This is a genomic window from Arthrobacter gandavensis (genome assembly GCF_039528575.1).
Lineage (GTDB): Bacteria > Actinomycetota > Actinomycetes > Actinomycetales > Micrococcaceae > Arthrobacter_B > Arthrobacter_B citreus_B.
Window position 1 is genome coordinate 1179941 of sequence record NZ_BAAALV010000002.1, and the last position, 16887, is coordinate 1196827.

The 16887-nt window shown below is 65.6% G+C and carries 19 protein-coding genes and 1 pseudogene; 10 read left to right on the forward strand and 10 right to left on the reverse strand.

Annotated elements, in window-relative coordinates; genetic code table 11:
• Together ABFX29_RS08830 and dapD are read right to left on the reverse strand one after the other, a co-directional pair.
• Positions 1-197 (reverse strand): annotated as a pseudogene (locus ABFX29_RS08830) (hypothetical protein); the annotation flags it as partial.
• A gap of 36 nt (positions 198-233) precedes the next feature.
• On the reverse strand, positions 234-1205 hold the full coding sequence (gene dapD / locus ABFX29_RS08835; RefSeq protein ID WP_152226653.1) for a 2,3,4,5-tetrahydropyridine-2,6-dicarboxylate N-succinyltransferase: 972 nt from the start codon (positions 1203-1205) through the stop codon (positions 234-236).
• 33 nt (positions 1206-1238) lie between these two features.
• Here dapD and dapE point away from each other — a divergent pair, with 33 nt between their 5' ends.
• Positions 1239-2333, forward strand: coding sequence for a succinyl-diaminopimelate desuccinylase (gene dapE / locus ABFX29_RS08840; protein WP_152226655.1), 1095 nt, complete (start codon positions 1239-1241; stop codon positions 2331-2333).
• 76 nt (positions 2334-2409) lie between these two features.
• On the opposite strand, the gene ABFX29_RS08845 is transcribed toward dapE, so the two are convergent.
• The 4 genes from ABFX29_RS08845 to ABFX29_RS08860 all read right to left on the reverse strand — a co-directional run bounded on the left by ABFX29_RS08845 (position 2410) and on the right by ABFX29_RS08860 (position 5760).
• A complete protein-coding gene (locus ABFX29_RS08845; protein WP_152226657.1) occupies positions 2410-3282 on the reverse strand; it encodes an amino acid ABC transporter permease in 873 nt (290 codons plus the stop codon).
• Positions 3279-3953, reverse strand: coding sequence for an amino acid ABC transporter permease (locus tag ABFX29_RS08850; protein ID WP_152226659.1), 675 nt, complete (start codon positions 3951-3953; stop codon positions 3279-3281). The genes ABFX29_RS08845 and ABFX29_RS08850 overlap by 4 nt, the downstream gene beginning before the upstream one ends.
• Before the next feature lie 99 nt (positions 3954-4052).
• Positions 4053-4889 carry a glutamate ABC transporter substrate-binding protein gene (locus ABFX29_RS08855; protein ID WP_152226661.1) on the reverse strand — a complete coding sequence of 279 codons (837 nt, stop codon included), beginning with the start codon at positions 4887-4889 and terminating at the stop codon, positions 4053-4055.
• A 91-nt stretch (positions 4890-4980) separates the two neighbouring features.
• Complete coding sequence (locus ABFX29_RS08860; RefSeq protein ID WP_152226663.1) at positions 4981-5760, reverse strand: amino acid ABC transporter ATP-binding protein; 780 nt, start codon at positions 5758-5760, stop codon at positions 4981-4983.
• Between the two features lie 142 nt (positions 5761-5902).
• On the opposite strand from ABFX29_RS08860, the gene ABFX29_RS08865 reads away from it, so the two are divergent.
• The 5 genes from ABFX29_RS08865 to ABFX29_RS08885 all read left to right on the forward strand — a co-directional run bounded on the left by ABFX29_RS08865 (position 5903) and on the right by ABFX29_RS08885 (position 9655).
• Positions 5903-6673, forward strand: coding sequence for an LOG family protein (locus tag ABFX29_RS08865; protein ID WP_152226665.1), 771 nt, complete (start codon positions 5903-5905; stop codon positions 6671-6673).
• Positions 6674-6708: 35 nt separating this feature from the next.
• On the forward strand, positions 6709-7101 hold the full coding sequence (locus ABFX29_RS08870) for a DivIVA domain-containing protein (protein ID WP_246167288.1): 393 nt from the start codon (positions 6709-6711) through the stop codon (positions 7099-7101).
• The gene (locus ABFX29_RS08875) at positions 7098-7691 is read left to right on the forward strand and encodes a DNA-3-methyladenine glycosylase I (RefSeq protein ID WP_152226669.1); all 594 of its coding nucleotides are present in this window, start codon (positions 7098-7100) and stop codon (positions 7689-7691) included. Before ABFX29_RS08870 ends, ABFX29_RS08875 begins: the two co-directional genes overlap by 4 nt.
• Positions 7692-7855: 164 nt before the next feature.
• Entirely contained in the window at positions 7856-8023 is a 168-nt protein-coding gene (locus ABFX29_RS08880; RefSeq protein ID WP_082413265.1) for a DUF3117 domain-containing protein, read from the forward strand.
• A 72-nt stretch (positions 8024-8095) separates the two neighbouring features.
• Positions 8096-9655: a leucyl aminopeptidase family protein gene (locus ABFX29_RS08885; RefSeq protein ID WP_170287725.1), complete on the forward strand. Its 1560-nt coding sequence runs from the start codon at positions 8096-8098 to the stop codon at positions 9653-9655.
• On the opposite strand, the gene ABFX29_RS08890 is transcribed toward ABFX29_RS08885, so the two are convergent.
• Positions 9652-10296, reverse strand: coding sequence for an O-methyltransferase (locus tag ABFX29_RS08890; RefSeq protein ID WP_152226673.1), 645 nt, complete (start codon positions 10294-10296; stop codon positions 9652-9654). The genes ABFX29_RS08885 and ABFX29_RS08890 overlap by 4 nt on opposite strands.
• Before the next feature lie 371 nt (positions 10297-10667).
• On the opposite strand from ABFX29_RS08890, the gene sigE reads away from it, so the two are divergent.
• From sigE to ABFX29_RS08905, 3 genes are read left to right on the forward strand one after another with little or no spacing between them, the layout of a single operon-like run.
• Positions 10668-11279, forward strand: a complete 612-nt coding sequence (sigE, locus tag ABFX29_RS08895) for an RNA polymerase sigma factor SigE (protein ID WP_152226675.1) — start codon at positions 10668-10670, stop codon at positions 11277-11279.
• Between the two features lie 5 nt (positions 11280-11284).
• A complete protein-coding gene (locus tag ABFX29_RS08900; protein WP_152226677.1) occupies positions 11285-12196 on the forward strand; it encodes a zf-HC2 domain-containing protein in 912 nt (303 codons plus the stop codon).
• A gap of 50 nt (positions 12197-12246) precedes the next feature.
• A complete protein-coding gene (locus ABFX29_RS08905) occupies positions 12247-12699 on the forward strand; it encodes a twin-arginine translocase TatA/TatE family subunit (protein ID WP_152226679.1) in 453 nt (150 codons plus the stop codon).
• A gap of 16 nt (positions 12700-12715) precedes the next feature.
• Here ABFX29_RS08905 and ABFX29_RS08910 read toward each other — a convergent pair whose 3' ends face one another.
• The 3 genes from ABFX29_RS08910 to ABFX29_RS08920 are packed head-to-tail and all read right to left on the reverse strand — an operon-like array spanning position 12716 to position 15740.
• Entirely contained in the window at positions 12716-13816 is a 1101-nt protein-coding gene (locus tag ABFX29_RS08910; protein ID WP_152227337.1) for a P-loop NTPase, read from the reverse strand.
• A gap of 48 nt (positions 13817-13864) precedes the next feature.
• Positions 13865-14461 (reverse strand): DUF1003 domain-containing protein, encoded by a 597-nt coding sequence (locus tag ABFX29_RS08915; RefSeq protein WP_152226681.1) that lies wholly within the window; start codon positions 14459-14461, stop codon positions 13865-13867.
• Complete coding sequence (locus ABFX29_RS08920) at positions 14454-15740, reverse strand: magnesium transporter MgtE N-terminal domain-containing protein (protein WP_152226683.1); 1287 nt, start codon at positions 15738-15740, stop codon at positions 14454-14456. Before ABFX29_RS08920 ends, ABFX29_RS08915 begins: the two co-directional genes overlap by 8 nt.
• Positions 15741-15860: 120 nt before the next feature.
• On the opposite strand from ABFX29_RS08920, the gene ABFX29_RS08925 reads away from it, so the two are divergent.
• Complete coding sequence (locus ABFX29_RS08925) at positions 15861-16865, forward strand: general stress protein (protein ID WP_211372345.1); 1005 nt, start codon at positions 15861-15863, stop codon at positions 16863-16865.
• Positions 16866-16887: the final 22 nt, after the last annotated feature.

Sequence of the window (16887 nt, forward strand, 5' to 3'; positions counted from 1 at the left end):
GTGATGGTGGAGGCGTTGGCCGCCTGGTCCGGGTTCAGGGACCAGGAAGCACCGCTGACCGTTGCGCTGCAGCGTTCGCGCACCGGACGGTCCTCGTCGCGTCCGGTGGCCAGGACCAGGAGGTAAAGCAGCACCGCAGCTGCCGCCGCAGCGCCAAGAAGCAGCACGCTGGTGCGTCTGCGCCGTGCCGGCGGCATGGTACGGGCCACTGCCCTATTCTCCTGGTCCGGACCCTAGTTGGCGTGCAGCGCTTCGTTCAGCTCAACCGTGTGGGCCAGGCGGGGCAGGGCCTCGACGGCGCCGGTGGCTGAATTGCGCCGGAAGAGCAGGCCGGGCACACCGGACAGATCAGCTGCCTTGACGGTGCGCACCTCGTTGGTTTCAGGGTCCGCAACACTGACGCGGGTGCCTGCAGTGACGTACAGGCCTGCCTCGACGACGCTGTCATCGCCGATGCTGATGCCCACGCCGGAGTTGGCGCCCAGAAGCACACGCTCCCCAACAGTGATGCGTTCCTTGCCGCCGCCGGAGAGGGTGCCCATGATGGATGCGCCGCCGCCCACGTCGGAGCCGTTGCCCACAACGACCCCGGCTGAGATCCGGCCTTCGACCATGGAAGTTCCCAGGGTGCCGGCATTGAAGTTGACGAAGCCTTCGTGCATGACCGTAGTGCCCTCGGCCAGGTGCGCACCCAGGCGGACACGGTCCGCGTCTGCGATGCGCACGCCGGAGGGCAGGACGTAATCCACCATGCGCGGGAACTTGTCCACGCCGTAGACAGTTACGGCACCGCGGGCACGCAGGCCAATCCTTACCTGGTCGAAGCCGGCCACCTGGCAGGGGCCGAAGTTGGTCCAGACGACGTTAGGCAGGACACCGAAGATGCCGTCCAGGTTGATGGTGTTCGGTGCTGCGAGGCGTGCAGAGAGAACATGCAGGCGCAGGTAGGCGTCGGCGGTGTTGGCAGGAGCCGCATCGAGGTCGATCTCCGTTTCGAGGACCTCCCCGCAGGTTCCGCGGACCTCGTCAGCCATGGTGGCCGCAGCCTTCGCAAGGTCGGCTGCCAGCGTTGCGTCCTCCGGCAGGGGAGCGAGGGCGGGGCTGGGGTACCAGACATCCAGTACCGTGCCGTCTGCGGCTACGGTGGCCAGTCCGAGACCGGACGCGGTGCGTGGGGTGGGGGCTGAGGAAGTGCTTGAAGTCATGGGTTCTACTCTACCGAGCGGTACTCTGGACCGGTGACCGTATTACCTGCCAAACCCCTGAACCTGCTCGACGACGTCGCTGACCTGACGGCGGCACTGATGGACATTGAGAGTGTGTCCGGGAACGAAGCGGCCATTGCCGATGCCGTGGAGCAAGCCCTGAAGGGCCTGGACCACCTTGAAGTGGTGCGTGACGGCGATTCGATCATGGCCCGCACCAGCCTTGGCCGCAGTGAGCGCGTCATCCTCGCCGGGCACCTGGACACCGTGCCGCTGCCCTCCGTTCCCGGTTCCCGGGGAACCGTGCCTTCGAGCCGGGACGGCGACGTCCTCTACGGACGCGGTGCTACGGATATGAAGGGCGGTGTGGCGGTGCAGCTGGCGCTGGCAGCCAGGCTCACCGATCCAAGCCGGGACATTACGTTCATTTTCTACGACCACGAGGAAGTCGATGCGTCCCTCAGCGGCCTGGGCCGCCTGGAAAAGTCATTCCCTGAATGGCTGAAGGCCGACTTCGCGATCCTGCTGGAACCCACTGACGGGACGGTGGAAGGCGGATGCAACGGGACCATGCGCTTTCAGGCCCGAACCACCGGCAAAGCAGCGCATTCGGCGCGTGCCTGGATGGGGGAGAACGCCATCCATGGTGCCGCCGAGATCCTGGTGAGGCTGCGCGACCACCAGCCGGCAACCGTTCGGGTTGAAGGACTGGACTATCGCGAGTCGCTCAATGCCGTGAAGATACACGGCGGCACAGCGGGCAACGTGATTCCGGATTCAGCCGTGGTGGAAATCAACTACCGCTTCGCCCCGGACAAGAACCCTGCCCAGGCCGAGGCCTACGTGCGGGAGCTGCTGGACGGCTTTGACCTGGTGCTCACCGACTCCTCGGCCGGAGCCCGTCCCGGACTGGACCGTCCGGCCGCGGCCAGCTTCGTGGCGGCCGTGGGAGCCGAGCCCAAACCCAAGTACGGGTGGACCGACGTCGCCCGCTTCAGTGCCCTGGGCATTCCGGCAGTTAACTTTGGCCCGGGCGATGCGCTGCTGGCGCATTCGGATAATGAGCATGTCAGTGCCGGCGCCATCCGCCAGTGCCTCTCTGCCCTGGAAACCTGGCTCGCCGCCTAGCCTCTGCCACGAGATAGCAGAAAGTGCCCTTTAGAAGCTTCTAAACGGCACTTTCTACTATCTCGTGGGGAGGGGGCTACTTGGTCGGTGCGGGCACCCCTTCGGGCTCCACGGCGTCTTCTGCCCTGAGGAGTTTTCCTGCACGTGCTCCAAGCCGGCGCGAGAGGCGCTGGGCGGCGAAAGTCAGGATCATGTTCAGGATGATGAAGATCGCGGCGGTGACCAGCAGCGCCGGCAGGATGTTGCCTTCACCGGAGGCAAGCCTCCGGGCGAAGACCAGCAGTTCGCTGTAGCCGATGAAGGCGCCCAGTGCCGAGTCCTTCAGGATGACGACGAACTGGCTCAGCAGTGCCGGAAGCATGGCGACCAGCGCCTGCGGGACCTCGATCACCCGAAGGGACTGGCTGCGGGTCAGGCCGATTGCGAGTCCCGCTTCGCGCTGTCCCTTCGGCAGGCCGAAGACACCGGAGCGCACAAGCTCAGCGATCACTGAACCGTTGTACAGGGTCAGCGCCAGGACAACGGCGACGAACGGAACATCCGCCGGCGGGACCGGAGTGGCCTTGGACAGGAACTGGTAGAAGAAGATCATCATCAGCAGGACGGGCACGGCGCGGAAGAACTCCACGACCAGGCCGGCGACCCAGCTGATGGCCTTGACCGAGGACAGGCGTCCAAGGCCGAAGATCAGGCCGAAGACGATGGACGTCACGATCGCGACGGCGGCAGCGCGGAGCGTGGCCATCAGGCCCGGGAGCATGTTGTACTGCCACGTGTCCGCTTCAAGGAAGGGCGTCCACTTGGCTGCTTCGAACTGGCCCTTCTCCGCCAGGCCGTTCACGACGATGGCGAGCAGGCCCAGGATGAACAGCCCGCCGAGGATGTTGGCGATGAGGATACGACGGCGTGCGCGAGGCCCGGGGGCGTCAAACAGGACACTTTGGCTCATCGGGCCACCGCCAGTTTCTTCGAGGCCCAGGTAGTGAGCAGGCCAATGGGGATAACAATGAGTACAAAGCCCATTGCGAAGGTCAGGAAGATCTGCGTCATCAGATCGGGCCGGAACTCGATCATCGTCTTCATCAGCCCTGATGCTTCGGCGACACTGGCCACCGCAGCGACAGTCGTGTTCTTCGCCAGCGCGATCAGCACGTTGCCCAGCGGGGCGACGGCGCCGCGGAAAGCCTGCGGCAGGATGATCAGCCACGCTGCGGGCAGGAATGAGAGGCCGATTGAACGTGCAGCTTCAGCCTGTCCCAGCGGCACGGTGTTTACACCGCTTCGGATCGCTTCACAGACGAACGCCGCGTGGTAGACGGAGAGCGAGAGCACAGCCAGCCGGAAGAAGTTGAGTTCGAAATCGCTGGAGAGGTTGACCTGCAGCTGGGACCACAAGGCAAGGGTGCCGAACACCATGATGATGGTCAGCGGGGTGTTCCTGAAGATGTTGACGTAGGCAGTGCCGAACCAGCGAAGGCTGGCAATCGGCGAAATGCGCATCACCGCCAGGATGGTGCCAAGCACCAGGGACCAAAGCGCGGCCCAGAATGTTAGTTGGATGTTGACCCAGAAGGCCCCGACGACGTCGTATTCGCCGAAGAGCTCGAGGAAACCTTCCATATGTCACCTCTTCCGTAAAGATGTGTGGAGCGGAGTTCGGGGCAGGGCCTAGGCCCTGCCCCGAACTTTGCCGCCGAAAACCCGGCGGAGGCGGACCGCTTAGGCGCAGGCGTCCATGGCCGGCGGGTTCAGCTCAGCGTTGAACGTGTAGTCAGCGCCTTCGGTGTTCTTCTTGATGGCTTCTTCCCAGGCGCCGTCTTCGATCATCTTTTCGATGGCCGCGTTGATGTCTTCACACTTGTCGCTGCCCTTCTGGATGCCGACGCCGTACTTCTCTTCGGAGAAGGTGTTGCCGACAACCTTGAACTGGCCCTTGTTGGCGTCAGTGGAAGCCAGGCCGGCCAGGATGATGTCATCGGTGGTTACGGCGTCAATGGAGCCGCCCTGCATGGCGGTGACGCACTCGGCGTAGCTGGGCTGTTCAACCAGGTTCACGTCGTTGGCGATTCCGTCCTTGACCTTCTGGGCGGACGTGGAGCCGGTGACCGAGCACAGGGTCTTGCCGTTCAGGTCTTCAGGGCCGGTGATGTCAGAGTCGGAGCGGACCAGCAGGTCCTGGCCGGCAATGAAGTACGGTCCGGCGAAGGAGACCTTTTCCTTGCGCGTGTCGGTGATGGAGTAGGTCGCGAAGATCATGTCGACCTGGTCGTTTTCCAGCATGTTCTCGCGCTGGGCGGACGGAGTCTCAATCCATTCGATCTGGTCTTCGCCGTAGCCGAGTTCGTTGGCTACGTACTTGGCAACATCCACGTCGAAGCCTGCGTAGTCGCCGGCTTCCGCGAAGCCCAGGCCCGGCTGGTCGAACTTGATGCCGATGCGGATGGTTTCTGCATCACCGGACTCGGCGCTGTCGGAGCCGGAGTCGGCGCCGCAGGCGGACAGGGTCAGTGCGGCAGCTGCGGCCATGGCGGCGACTGCGTAACGGGTCTTGCGCATTTTTTCTCCTTGCATTGCGGCCTGGGGCCCGTGGGGGCCCAAGCCTTGCCTCAAAGGGTGGATGAAAAGCTGGTGGTGCGTGAGTGGCGCGTTAGTGAGCGAGGATCTTGCCGAGGAAGTCCTTGGCCCGGTCGCTCTTCGGGTTGGTGAAGAACTCTTCCGGTGCAGCCTGCTCAACGATCTGGCCGTCCGCCATGAAGATCACGCGGTCGGCTGCCTTGCGGGCGAAGCCCATTTCATGGGTCACCACGATCATGGTCATGCCCTCCTGGGCGAGCTCCACCATGGTGTCCAGGACCTCGTTGATCATTTCCGGGTCAAGCGCCGAGGTGGGCTCGTCGAACAGCATGACCTTCGGCTTCATGGCCAGGGCCCGTGCAATCGCGACGCGCTGCTGCTGGCCGCCGGAGAGCTGGGCCGGAAGCTTGTTCGCCTGGTTGTCCACGCCTACCCGCTTCAGCAGCGCCATGGCCTTCTCCTTGGCCTCGGCGGCCTTGGTCCGCTTGACCTTGATGGGCCCCAGGGCGACGTTGTCCAGGATGGACTTATGCGCGAAGAGGTTGAACGACTGGAAGACCATTCCGACGTCGGCACGCAGCTTGGCCAGGGCCTTGCCTTCTGCGGGCAGGGCCTTGCCGTCGATGGTGATCTCACCGTCGTCGATCGTCTCCAGGCGGTTGATGGCGCGGCACAGTGTTGACTTGCCGGACCCGGAGGGGCCGATCACCACTACGACTTCGCCGCGCGCCACATCAAGGTTGATGTCCCGCAGCACATGGAGGTCCCCGAAGTGCTTGTTTACGTTCTTCAGCGAGACGAGGGGTGCTGCTTGCTCAGGCACCGGCTGCCCTGATGTTGTGTCACTGGTCATAGGTAGAAGATAGCGAACAAATCAACCCCTGGTGTCCCCGATCACTCTGACGTGGACAAATCGTGACTCAAGAGAAACCTAACGACGCCCCCGGCATGCCGTGATGGGGTTCCCCTCACGCCGGTGACGCTAGCCTTGGTAGATGGCTATCAGTGACGAAGAAGACTTCGCAGGTCCGGCATCGGCGAAACGGCGCGGTCCGGTGGAACTGCGGCGCGGGCAGGCCCGGGTCCCGCAGTCGGACAGGTTCCTGCTGGACACTGCCGGGGGAACAAGCTTCACCCACACTGATCCGTGGCGGGTGCTGCGCATCCAAAGCGAGTTCGTGGAGGGTTTCGGAACCCTTTCGGAGCTGGGGCCGGCGGTCAGCGTGTTCGGTTCGGCGCGGAGCCTGCCGGGGTCCCGCTGGTACAAGACGGGCGAGGCCGTGGGCAGGCTGCTTTCGGAGGCCGGCCTGGCGGTGATTACCGGCGGCGGACCCGGGTCCATGGAGGCCGCAAACAAGGGGGCAGTGGAAGCCGGGGGAGTATCCGTCGGCCTGGGAATTGAACTGCCCTTCGAAACCGGCCTCAACGAGTGGGTGGACCTGGGCATCAACTTCCGCTATTTCTTTGTCCGCAAGACAATGTTCGTGAAGTACGCCCAGGGATTCATTGTGCTGCCGGGCGGTTTTGGAACTCTGGACGAACTCTTCGAGGCGATGACCCTGGTCCAGACACAGAAAGTCACCTCATTCCCCATTGTGCTCATTGGCACCGATTTCTGGACGCCCCTGCTGGAATGGGTGCGGGGAACGCTTCTGGAAGAAGGCATGATCTCCGCCAAGGACCTGGACCTGGTCCACGTGGTGGATGACCCGGCCGAGGCAGTGAAGCTGGTTATCGCCGACAGCGCGGGGCACCTCTCGCTCTGACTGCAGGACGGCGGATCTGCGACGATGGACCGGTGATGATCCTGCTTGCATTCCTTGCAATAGCCGCCGTTGGAGCCGCAGCAGTGTTTGCTGCCGGCCGGATCGGCCCGCGCCGGGAAGGGACCGGCGGTGCACCGCAGCTTCGGGACGCGGCAGCTGTGCCGGGGGAGCCGGACCCGCGTCTTCCGCCGGTACTGCTTCCCGATCATCCCGAAGCCGCCGACATAGCCGACCTGAAGTTCTCCGTGGCCCTGCGGGGTTACCGCATGGACGAGGTGGATGAGGTCCTGGCCCGGCTGGCCCGGGCGCTGCTGGAGAAGGACGCCGCCCTGGCTCAACTCCGGGAACCGGGTGCCGGAACCCGGCCCGAAACCGGCAGGCACGCCCTGGCGGAGCCGGAGGAACAGTCCGAGCGGCAGGAGCCGTGACAGCCCTCGCCGGGACAGACGGCCGCCTCCGCTGTCCCTGGGCCTTGGCCAGCGATGACTATCTGGCCTACCACGACACCGAATGGGGCCGCCCCGTGCACGGCGAATCCGCCCTGTTTGAGCGGCTGTGTCTCGAGGGGTTCCAGTCGGGCCTCAGCTGGATCACCATCCTGCGGAAACGGGACGCCTTCCGCGAAGCCTTTAGCGGCTTCGACCCGCACAAAGTGGCTGCTTTCGGGGAAGCGGAGGTGGAGTCGCTGATGGGTGATGCGGGCATTGTCCGCAACGAAGCGAAGATCCGCGCCACCATTGGCAATGCGAGGGCGCTGCTGGCGCTTCCTGACGGGGAATCGCTTGGTGCGCTGCTGGAGAGGCACCGGCCGCCCGGGAAGCCGGCCCCGCAGACGTTGGCGGACGTCCCGGCTGAGACGACGGAGTCCCGCAGCCTCTCCAGGGAACTGCGGCGGCACGGGTTCCGGTTCGTGGGTCCGGTGACGGCCTACGCCATGCTGCAGGCCACCGGATATGTGAACGATCACTTGGCCGGGTGCGAATTCCGCAGGCCTTCCCAGCCCCGGCGCAACGCCTGAGTGTGTCCCCAGACACACCGAAATTTCGCCTGCTTACGGTTTGTACGGAATAATGGGGCCAAATGCGGCTCGGCACCCTAACAACAATGGGGACCGGCGGCAGCAGGAACGGTGATTACTCGGGGAATAACCCCGCAGTGCACTTTTGAAAGGGGAACTTCAATATGGCTGCGATGAAACCGCGTACGGGTGATGGACCCATGGAGGTCACCAAAGAAGGGCGCAGCCTGATCTTGCGGGTGCCCATCGACGGCGGCGGCCGCCTGGTCGTTGAACTCAATGCCGAAGAAGCAGGCAAGCTCAAGGAATGCCTCCTCGGCGTCACCAGCTAGGCTTGGTGCATGCGTCCTAACAGGCAGAATTCCAGGCCTGCGGGAGCCTCGCAGGCTACCCGCAGGATGTCCATGACAACGGTATCCGGGCTCGCTCCGCTGGCGGAGCGCCCCGGGGACCCGGCTGGGGGCCAGGGGCTTCAGCCCGCTCCGGCCGAAGGCGTGGACGTCCTCGCCGTCGCTATTGCGCCCGGTCCGGCCGGAGACCGAACGGTTCCCGAGCCCAGGCGCGGAGCGGTGGAAGCTGCCGTGCGCTACGGGATTGACGTGGCTGCCCGCGCTGAAGCTGCAGGCGTCACCGGCAAGGCCGGTGAACACCTGGTTGTGGAGCCGCCGCGGGGATCCGAAGACCTTCCCGGGAAACTCATCTACCTGGGCGTTGGCGACGAATCCCACCAAAGCCTCAGGCGGGCCGGCGCGAGCCTGGCACGGGCAACGTTCGGTGCCCGGAAAATCCGGATGAGCGTCATTGATTCACTGACTGCCCAGGCCCAGCAGGCGTTCCTTGAAGGTTTCTTCCTCGGCGGATACCGGGCGCCGAGGACCGGGCAGCAGAAGCCAGGCGAGCCGATGGCTGCGGAAATGGAAGTCACCGGCCTGCTGACCCAGGCCTTGGAACTGGCAGAAACCTCGGCCCGTGCCACCTGGCTGGCCAGGGACCTGACCAATACCCCGCCGGACACCGCCACCCCGGAGTGGATGGCAGCCCAGGCAGGTGCTGTGGCAGCTTCCCACGGCCTGGACGTTGAAGTCTGGGACCCGCAGAGGCTTCAGGCCGAAGGATTCGGCGGGCTGACCGCCGTGGGCTCCGGCTCCGCCAACGGTCCCCGCCTGGTTCGCGTGACCTACCGGCCGGCGGCCGCCGCGACGGACGAGAGCGTAGTCCTCGTAGGCAAGGGCATCACCTTCGACTCCGGCGGGATCTCCCTGAAACCGCGCGAATCAATGCCCGCGATGAAAATGGACATGGCGGGCTCCGCTGTCGTCCTGGCCGCGGTCCAGGCCGCAGCCGAGCTCCACGTGCCGTTCGAGGTAACTGCTCTGCTCGCCCTGGCCGAAAACGCCCTGGGCGGGGCCTCCTACCGCCCCGGCGACATTGTGCGTACCTACAACGGCACCACGGTGGAGATCGGCAACACGGATGCCGAAGGACGGATGGTCCTCGCCGATGCGCTGGCCTATGCAGTGCAGGAACTCCACCCTTCAGCGCTGATCGACGTGGCGACCCTCACCGGTGCCGCGGTCCTGGGCCTGGGTAAGCGGCACGCGGCACTTTTCGGCAACGACCCCAACCTGCTCAGCGCGCTGGAGGCGGCTGCGAGCAGCAGCGGCGAACCGCTTTGGCAGCTGCCGCTGGTGCCTGAGTACGACTACCTGCTCGACTCCACGTCCGCGGACCTGGCACATGTTGCCCCGGTGGGTGCGAAGGCCGGCGGCGGGGCGATCCTGGGCGCGCTGTTCCTGGAAAAGTTCGTGGACGGCACGCCCTGGATCCACCTGGACATTGCCGGCCCAATGGAGGTGTCCTCGGATACCCACGAATACTCCAAGGGTGCTACGGGCTTTGGAGCCCGGCTGCTGATCGCGTTCCTCCGTGCCAGGGCTGCCCGGGTACGGGCGCAGACAGCTTAGAGGCCGGCGGCCGTTTTGACGGCCAGCTGCAGGCCGTCACCGGTGGGCAGCAGTGCTGAGACCAAGCGATCGTTATCCCGGATGAACCGGCCGACCTGGCGCATGGCCACGGTCAGCTGATCCCGGGCAGCGGGGTCGGCCACCCGGCCGTTGTCCAGGGCTCCGTTGATGATCATCAGGCCTCCGGGCTTGAGCAGCCGCACTGCCTGTTCGGTGTACAGGAGGAACGACGGCTTGTCCGCATCTATGAAAACAAGGTCGTAGGCGTTATCCGTCAGGCGCGGGAGCACCTGGGCAGCCCGGCCCGAAATCGTGCGGGTCCGGTTGCCTGGAATCCCCGCTTCCGAATATGCCTGGCGTGCGGCACGAAGATGGTCCACATCCGAATCGATGGTCGTCAGCACCGATCCGGTCCCCAGGCCCCGAAGCAGGCATACCCCGGACACTCCGGCGCCCGTTCCGATCTCCACCACGGTCTGCGCCTTCGACGACGCCGCCAGCACGGTCAGCGCGGCCCCAACCCCGGTGCTGACCGGGTTCACGCCGAGTTCATGTGAACGTTCCCGTGCGCGGAGCAGCACTTCATCCTCGAACGGCAGCGCTTCCGTGTAGGACCACGTGCTCTGCTTGTCGGCGCTCATGGGCGTACTGTCTCTTTCGCTCAAATAATCCAGGGGTTCCGCATCCCGCGTGTACATGGTCCGACCCGGTCCGGGGAATGCGGCCGGCAGCTGCCAAGTGCTGCGTTGCAATGCCGCGGGCACCGCGGCATTACAAGCTTAAGGCCATACCGGCCCGATTCCCGCCAGCCAGCACCGCGTGCGCGGCGCGCGGGGGATGAGGGCCGGATGCTGCCCTGAAGCTACTTGTCTCCTTCCACGGGGCGTGCTAACAGCGAACTCTCAGAAATATGCGTCAACATGGATGGTGAACCTACTGACGATCGCCCGCCTGCTCCGTGCCACGCCGTACGCTCCAGGGGGCAGGAACACGTTACGAAGGGAGGAAGACCGTGACAGGGACACTTGACGGCACTGCCGACGCACCCGCAGTAACTGACTGGGTGCGTCCGTCCTGGCAGGAAGTGGTGGAGACCCACTCTGCCAAGGTGTACCGGCTGGCCTACCGGCTGACCGGCAACAAGCACGACGCCGAAGACCTCACCCAGGAAGTCTTCGTCCGTGTCTTCCGCTCCCTTGCCAACTTCCAGCCCGGAACCCTGGACGGGTGGCTGCACCGGATCACCACCAATCTTTTCCTGGACCAGGCACGCCGCCGCAGCCGCATCCGGTTCGACGGCATGAGCGAAGAAGCCGAGAGCAGGCTGCCCTCCCCGGGCCCCGGACCGGAGCGCAGCTTCGAGTTCAACAACCTTGATGTGGACATCCAGCGTGCGCTGGAGGAACTGCCCCCGGACTTCCGTGCCGCCGTCGTGCTGTGTGACCTTGAAGGTCTCTCCTATGACGAAGTGGCGCACGCGCTTGGCGTCAAGCTGGGCACGGTCCGCTCCCGCATCCACCGGGGACGCAGCATGCTGAAGGAGAAGCTCGCACACCGTGATCCGGCGCAGCGCCGGACTCCCTCGGTGAGCCTCAAGCTTCCGCGCGTGGCAGGAGCCGGCTAGAGCATATGCGCCACCCCAAACGTCATCTTCGTGAGTTCCTGGACGAGGAATTACCGGCCCGCAGGCGTGCCGCCGTCCAGACCCACCTTTCGCGCTGCGCTGCGTGCCGGTGCGCGGTGGAAGAAGAACGCCGGCTCCGCAGCCGCCTCAGGGCCATGAAGGTACCGGCCCCGCGGGAAGACCTGGCCAGCCGGATCGTCGCCGACAACGCAGCCAGGCCCGCCTCCGCCCCCGGACGGGGCCGGGCACGGTACGCCGTTGCAATCGGGGGAATCCTCACCATGGTCTCGGGATTGGTCCTTGCCGGCGCCTACATTCTTGGATCCGTTGCGGATGAACCGCTTTCACAGCCGCAGCAGGCGCACCTGCTGGCGGGCTGGAACCAGCTGGCGGAACAGCGTGCCGGCAGCCTTTCTGCCGAGGACGTGCAGCAGTTGCGCAATGCCGGCTGGTCCTGCCCGGAACTGGACGCGCTTGGCTTTACGCTCGCCTCGGCGCGGACCCTGCACGTAGCCGGACATCCCGCAGTTGCACTGGAACTGACCCGCAACGGTGAGACCCTCACGGTCTACGAACAGCGCCCGCGACAGGGTGGCGCCAACCCTGAGGTACTGCATGCCGTAAGCGGACGGCCGGTGGCCGAGGAAGGCTTCAGCGCCCCCTCGGGCGCACCTGCAACCACTCCGAGGATCTGGCGCGACGACGCCCGTCCCGGGGAGGCTGTGCTCTCTGCACGGAATGTTACCTACACCCTGCGGTCCTCGGTGCCCGGGGAAACCCTGTCTTCCGTAGTAGGCGAACTGTCCCTCAGTGAGTCAGCCCGCCTGCTGGTGCCTGCGAGGAACCCGGATTCCGGGGCCGTGGACCGTGTCCTGAACGGGCTGGCCCTGCTGGCCGGCGCAGGACGTTCACTTTGAGTCCGACCCTAAAGTGGCCTCAATCCCGCGGGAAAAGGTAACCTTCAAAAGTGTTCGGAATTAACGGCTATGAGCTGATCATCCTGGCGGTCCTCGCCGTGGCCATCCTTGGGCCCGAACGCCTGCCCGAATACGCTTCCCAGCTGGCCCGCCTGGTCCGTGAACTGCGCCGAATGGCTACGGGTGCGCGCGAACAGCTGCGCGAAGAAGTGGGTCCGGAAATTGACGAGGTGGACTGGCGGAAGCTGGACCCGCGCCAGTACGATCCCCGGCGGATTATCAAGGAAGCACTGCTCGACGACGTTGAAGAGGCGGTGCGCCCGGCAACTGCTCGCAGCAATGGATCCGCCCGGCCGGCAGCAGTGCGGGCTGGAGCCGATTCTGCCGCCGCTGCACCTGCTCCTGCCCGGACGGCAGCTGCTTCTTCTGCGCCCTCCCCGCTCCAGCGCATTGAACGCCTGGGCGCAGGTGAGCAGGCACCGTTCGACGCCGAGGCAACCTGATTCCAGCCCCTGAAGCCTAGCGCGGAGTCACCGAGAGGTTCAGTCCGGACAGTCCGCGTGGGCGTCCCGCAAGCGCGGAAGCGATGCGGCGCAGCTCATCGGCTGCGGTATCCGGTCCGGCTGCCGACTCATCCAGCACCACCGGAAGCCCGGCGTCCCCTCCCTCACGCAGGCGCACATCCAGCGGGATACTGCCCAGCAGCGGAACATCGTAGCCCAGGACGGATCCCAGCCGTTCAGAAACCAGCGCTCCGCCGCCTGAGCCGAAGAGCTCCATGCGTTCGCCGGTGGGCAGCGTGAGCCAGGACATGTTTTCAATGACGCCGGCCACCTTCTGGCCGGTCTGCGCCGCCACGGTTCCGGCGCGCTCCGCGACCTCCGCCGCAGCTGCCTGCGGCGTAGTGACCACCAGGATCTCCGAAGACGGCACCAGCTGGCCCACCGAGATGGCTATGTCCCCGGTGCCCGGAGGGAGATCCAGCAGCAGTACGTCCAGGTCACCGAAATACACGTCAGTGAGGAACTGCTCCAGGGCACGGTGGAGCATGGGCCCGCGCCAGGCAACCGGCTGGTTTTTGTCCAGGAACATGCCGATCGAAATCGTCTTGATGCCGTAAGCCACCGGCGGCAGGATCATCTCGTCAACGCGCGTGGGAGCTGCGGTGATGCCCAGCAGGCCCGGAACGGAGAAGCCATGGACATCGGCGTCGACCACCCCAACACGCAGGCCGGAGGCTGCCATCGCCGCGGCCAGGTTGACCGTGACCGTGGACTTACCCACTCCGCCCTTGCCGCTGGCAACGGCGTAGACCTTCGTCAGCGAGCCGGGACGGCTGAACGGAACTCCGCGGACACCGCCGGGGCCGCGCAGTTTCTCCTTGAGTTCCTCGCGCTGCGCCTGGCTCATAACGTCCAGGTCAACGTGCACGGAGGTGATGCCTGGAACCGCGGCAAGTTCGCGTTCGACGTCGGCGGTAATGGTTCCGCGCAGCGGACAGCCGGCAATGGTGAGCAGGACGCCGATGCGGGCGCTGCCGGCGTTGTCCACCTCCACGCTGCGCAGCATACCGAGTTCGGTGATGGGACGGCGCAGTTCGGGGTCAATGACCCGTTCCATGGCCGCCCGGGCCAGTTCCGCCAGGTGTTCGTTTGATTCGGGCACTGCCTAGTCTTCTCCCGCACCCTGGGTCGCTTTGGACGGCGGAGTTGTGCTGCCGTCCTGGCCGCGGCGGCGGGTGCTGCGCCGCTGGCCGTCTTCTCGGTTGTCATTGGCTTCGAGGAGTTCCTCGAGAAGCCCGCGGATTTCGGAGCGGACGTAGTCGCGGGTAGCGACTTCCCGCAGCGCGATGCGCAGCTCGGCGATCTCGCGGGTGAGGTATTCGGTGTCCAGCAGGTTCCGTTCGGCACGTTCGCGGTCCTGCCGCATGGAGACGCGGTCCCGGTCGTCCTGGCGGTTCTGGGCCAGCAGCAACAGGGGAGCGGCGTAGGAAGCCTGCAGTGAGAGCATCAGGGTCAGCAGCGTGAAGCCCAGGGCCACGCTGTCGAACCGCAGGGGCTCCGGTCCCCACGTGTTCCAGACGAGCCAGACAACGCAGAACACTGTCATGTAGAGCAGGAACTGCGGGGTGCCCATGAACCGGGCGAAGTTCTCCGTGGCATGGCCGAAGGCGTCAGGGTTGGGAGAAAGCCGCGGGAACCACCTGGTTCGGGCGGTGCGCGGAGTGTCGAGGCCGTCAGTACGGGGGCGGTTCTTCTCAGCCATTCTTCCTTCCCTGCCACGTTATGGGGCCGGTGTCTTCGGAGGCACGCCAGTCATCCGGGAGCAGGTGGTCCAGGACGTCGTCGACTGTCACTGCTCCCACCAGGCGTCCGGTGTCGTTGACCACCGGCAATGAGTTCAAGTTGTAGGTTGCCAGCATCCGGGAAATCTCCGCGATGTTGGCGAAGTCCCGCACCGGCTCCAGATCGGTATCGAGGATGTTGCCCAGGGCCTCCGGGGGAGCGGTGCGCAGGAGCTGCTGGATGTGCACGACGCCGAGATAGCGGCCCGTGGGCGTCTCCAGCGGCGGCCTGCAGACGTAGATGGAAGACGCGAGGGCGGGGGTGAGTTCCTCCCGGCGCACATGCGCGAGGGCCTCTGCGACGGTTGCTTCCGGAGGCAGGATCACCGGGACCGGAGTCATCAGCGAGCCTGCTGTGTCTTCCTCGTACTGGAGGAGCCGGCGCACGTCACGGGCGTCTTCCGGTTCCATCAGCTGCAGGAGCTCTTCCTTCTGCTCCTCGGGAAGCTCGTTGAGCAGGTCGGCGGCGTCGTCGGGATCCATTTCCTCCAGGACGTCGGCAGCCCGCTCAACGTCCAGGGACTGCAGGATCTGCACCTGGTCGTCGTCGGGCAGTTCCTGCAGCACGTCCGCGAGGCGTTCATCCTGCAGTTCGCTGGCCACCTCGATACGGCGCTTGCCGCTCATTTCATGCAGTGCCTCAGCGAAGTCGGCGGGCTTGAGGTCATCATGCTGGGCGACGAACTGTGTGGCAGCCTGCGGGCCGGTGATGTCCCAGTGGCCCACCTCGGGCCATTCGATAATGAGCAGCTCGCCCTTGCGGCGCAGGCCGCGCAGCCGGGACCCGCCTCCGCCGCGCCGCACGAAGAGACTTGAAACGTGCCAGTCACCGGCACGGTTCTGCTCAATGGCGATGTCTTCGACGGTTGCTTCACCGGTTCCGTCGGCAAGGACTACGCGGCTGTCGAAGAGCTCCGCGACCACCAGCATTTCCGCCCCGCGCTGCTGGAACCGGCGGAGGTTCACCAGGCCCGTGCAGATGATCTGGCTCGGGTCCATGGAGGTGATGCGCGTGATGGGCACAAAGACACGTTTCTTGCCGGGAACCTCGACGACGATGCCCACGGCCTGGGGCGGTCGGCCTGCCCCGCGGTCCAGCACCACGGCATCCCGAAGGCGGCCAAGCCTGTCCCCGAGGGGGTCGAAGACATCCAGGCCCAGCAGCCGTGCAATGAAGACGCGCGTAGGATTAGTGCTCACCCTACTTAGGCTACTTGGCGGGGGCTGGTTAGGCGCATTCGAACGGCCGCACTGCGTGGCAGCGTTCACTGCCAGCGATACATTGGCCCACAACCGGCCTAACTGAGAAACAATAGGGGAATGTCGAACCTATTTGGCGCCTCAACGCAGCGGGACCCCGGACGAACCCTTCCCAGGGGTGAGCTGGTGGGCCGTTACACGGCTTACCTGGATGCCCAGAAGGCGGTCGACTACCTGGCGGACTCGAAGTTCCCCGTGCACCTGGTGAGCATCGTCGGCAATGAGCTGAAGTCAGTGGAGCGGGTAACCGGTCGGCTGACCTATCCCCGCGTGGCCATGTCCAGTGCCGCAACCGGCGCCTGGTTCGGTCTGTTCGTGGGCCTGGCACTGATGCTGTTCGGCGGAGGCGACTCCTACCTCACGCTGATTCCTTCCATGGCACTGGGCGCCATTTTCTGGCTGCTTTTCGGTGTCCTGGCGTATGCCTTCCAGCGTGGCCGCCGCGACTTCACCTCCACCAGCCAGGTCATTGCCACCAGCTATGACGTGATCGTGGCGCCGGAAGCCGCCAACGAGGCCCGGCGCCTGCTTTCCCAGCTGCCCATGGTGGGACAGAGCGGACACCCGGCGCCGTCGGGCCAGCCGCCTTTCCAGGCTCCCTACCAGCAGCCGCCTTACCAGCAGCAGCCTCCGTATTCGGGCCAGGCACCGGAGCGGCCGTCGTCGTGGGCCGATCCCTACGGAACCCGCGCGGCCGGACGCCCCGACGCCGGCCCTGCAACGGGACCGGCGGAGCCCGGCGCGCATGCGGCCCCCGGCCAGAGCGTGGCAGGACAGCCGGTTGCCGGCACCGAGCAGCAGCCGGCACCCCAACCGGCCCAACCTGCAGGAACACCGCGGGGACAGTTCCCGGACCTGCCTGACGGCCGCCCGCGTTACGGGGTCCGGCTTCCCGCTGCCCAGCAGGCCCAGGCGCAGCCGGCTCAGGCCCAGCCGGCCGGACCGGCTCCGGAACACGCACCTGGGGCAGGGGCACACCAGCAGCCTGGATCCCCTGAGGCACCGGGCAGGGATGAAGCCCCTGCCGGGGAGGACAGCCCGAGTGCTCCGGGTGAAGGCCGCTAACCCTCAGTTACATCGAGATGAA

Bases quoted from the DNA above. Each gene is read 5' to 3' on its own strand.
- ABFX29_RS08880 (WP_082413265.1), top strand. From the start codon at position 7,856: ATGGCTGCGATGAAACCGCGTACGGGTGATGGACCCATGGAGGTCACC.
- ABFX29_RS08925 (WP_211372345.1), top strand. From the start codon at position 15,861: ATGTCGAACCTATTTGGCGCCTCAACGCAGCGGGACCCCGGACGAACC.
- ABFX29_RS08855 (WP_152226661.1), bottom strand. From the start codon at position 4,889: ATGCGCAAGACCCGTTACGCAGTCGCCGCCATGGCCGCAGCTGCCGCA.
- ABFX29_RS08860 (WP_152226663.1), bottom strand. From the start codon at position 5,760: ATGACCAGTGACACAACATCAGGGCAGCCGGTGCCTGAGCAAGCAGCA.
- ABFX29_RS08900 (WP_152226677.1), top strand. From the start codon at position 11,285: ATGCGCCACCCCAAACGTCATCTTCGTGAGTTCCTGGACGAGGAATTA.
- ABFX29_RS08885 (WP_170287725.1), top strand. From the start codon at position 8,096: ATGACAACGGTATCCGGGCTCGCTCCGCTGGCGGAGCGCCCCGGGGAC.
- ABFX29_RS08910 (WP_152227337.1), bottom strand. From the start codon at position 13,816: ATGGAACGGGTCATTGACCCCGAACTGCGCCGTCCCATCACCGAACTC.
- ABFX29_RS08915 (WP_152226681.1), bottom strand. From the start codon at position 14,461: ATGGCTGAGAAGAACCGCCCCCGTACTGACGGCCTCGACACTCCGCGC.
- ABFX29_RS08890 (WP_152226673.1), bottom strand. From the start codon at position 10,296: ATGAGCGCCGACAAGCAGAGCACGTGGTCCTACACGGAAGCGCTGCCG.
- ABFX29_RS08870 (WP_246167288.1), top strand. From the start codon at position 6,709: ATGATCCTGCTTGCATTCCTTGCAATAGCCGCCGTTGGAGCCGCAGCA.
- ABFX29_RS08845 (WP_152226657.1), bottom strand. From the start codon at position 3,282: ATGAGCCAAAGTGTCCTGTTTGACGCCCCCGGGCCTCGCGCACGCCGT.
- dapD (WP_152226653.1), bottom strand. From the start codon at position 1,205: ATGACTTCAAGCACTTCCTCAGCCCCCACCCCACGCACCGCGTCCGGT.
- ABFX29_RS08850 (WP_152226659.1), bottom strand. From the start codon at position 3,953: ATGGAAGGTTTCCTCGAGCTCTTCGGCGAATACGACGTCGTCGGGGCC.
- ABFX29_RS08865 (WP_152226665.1), top strand. From the start codon at position 5,903: ATGGCTATCAGTGACGAAGAAGACTTCGCAGGTCCGGCATCGGCGAAA.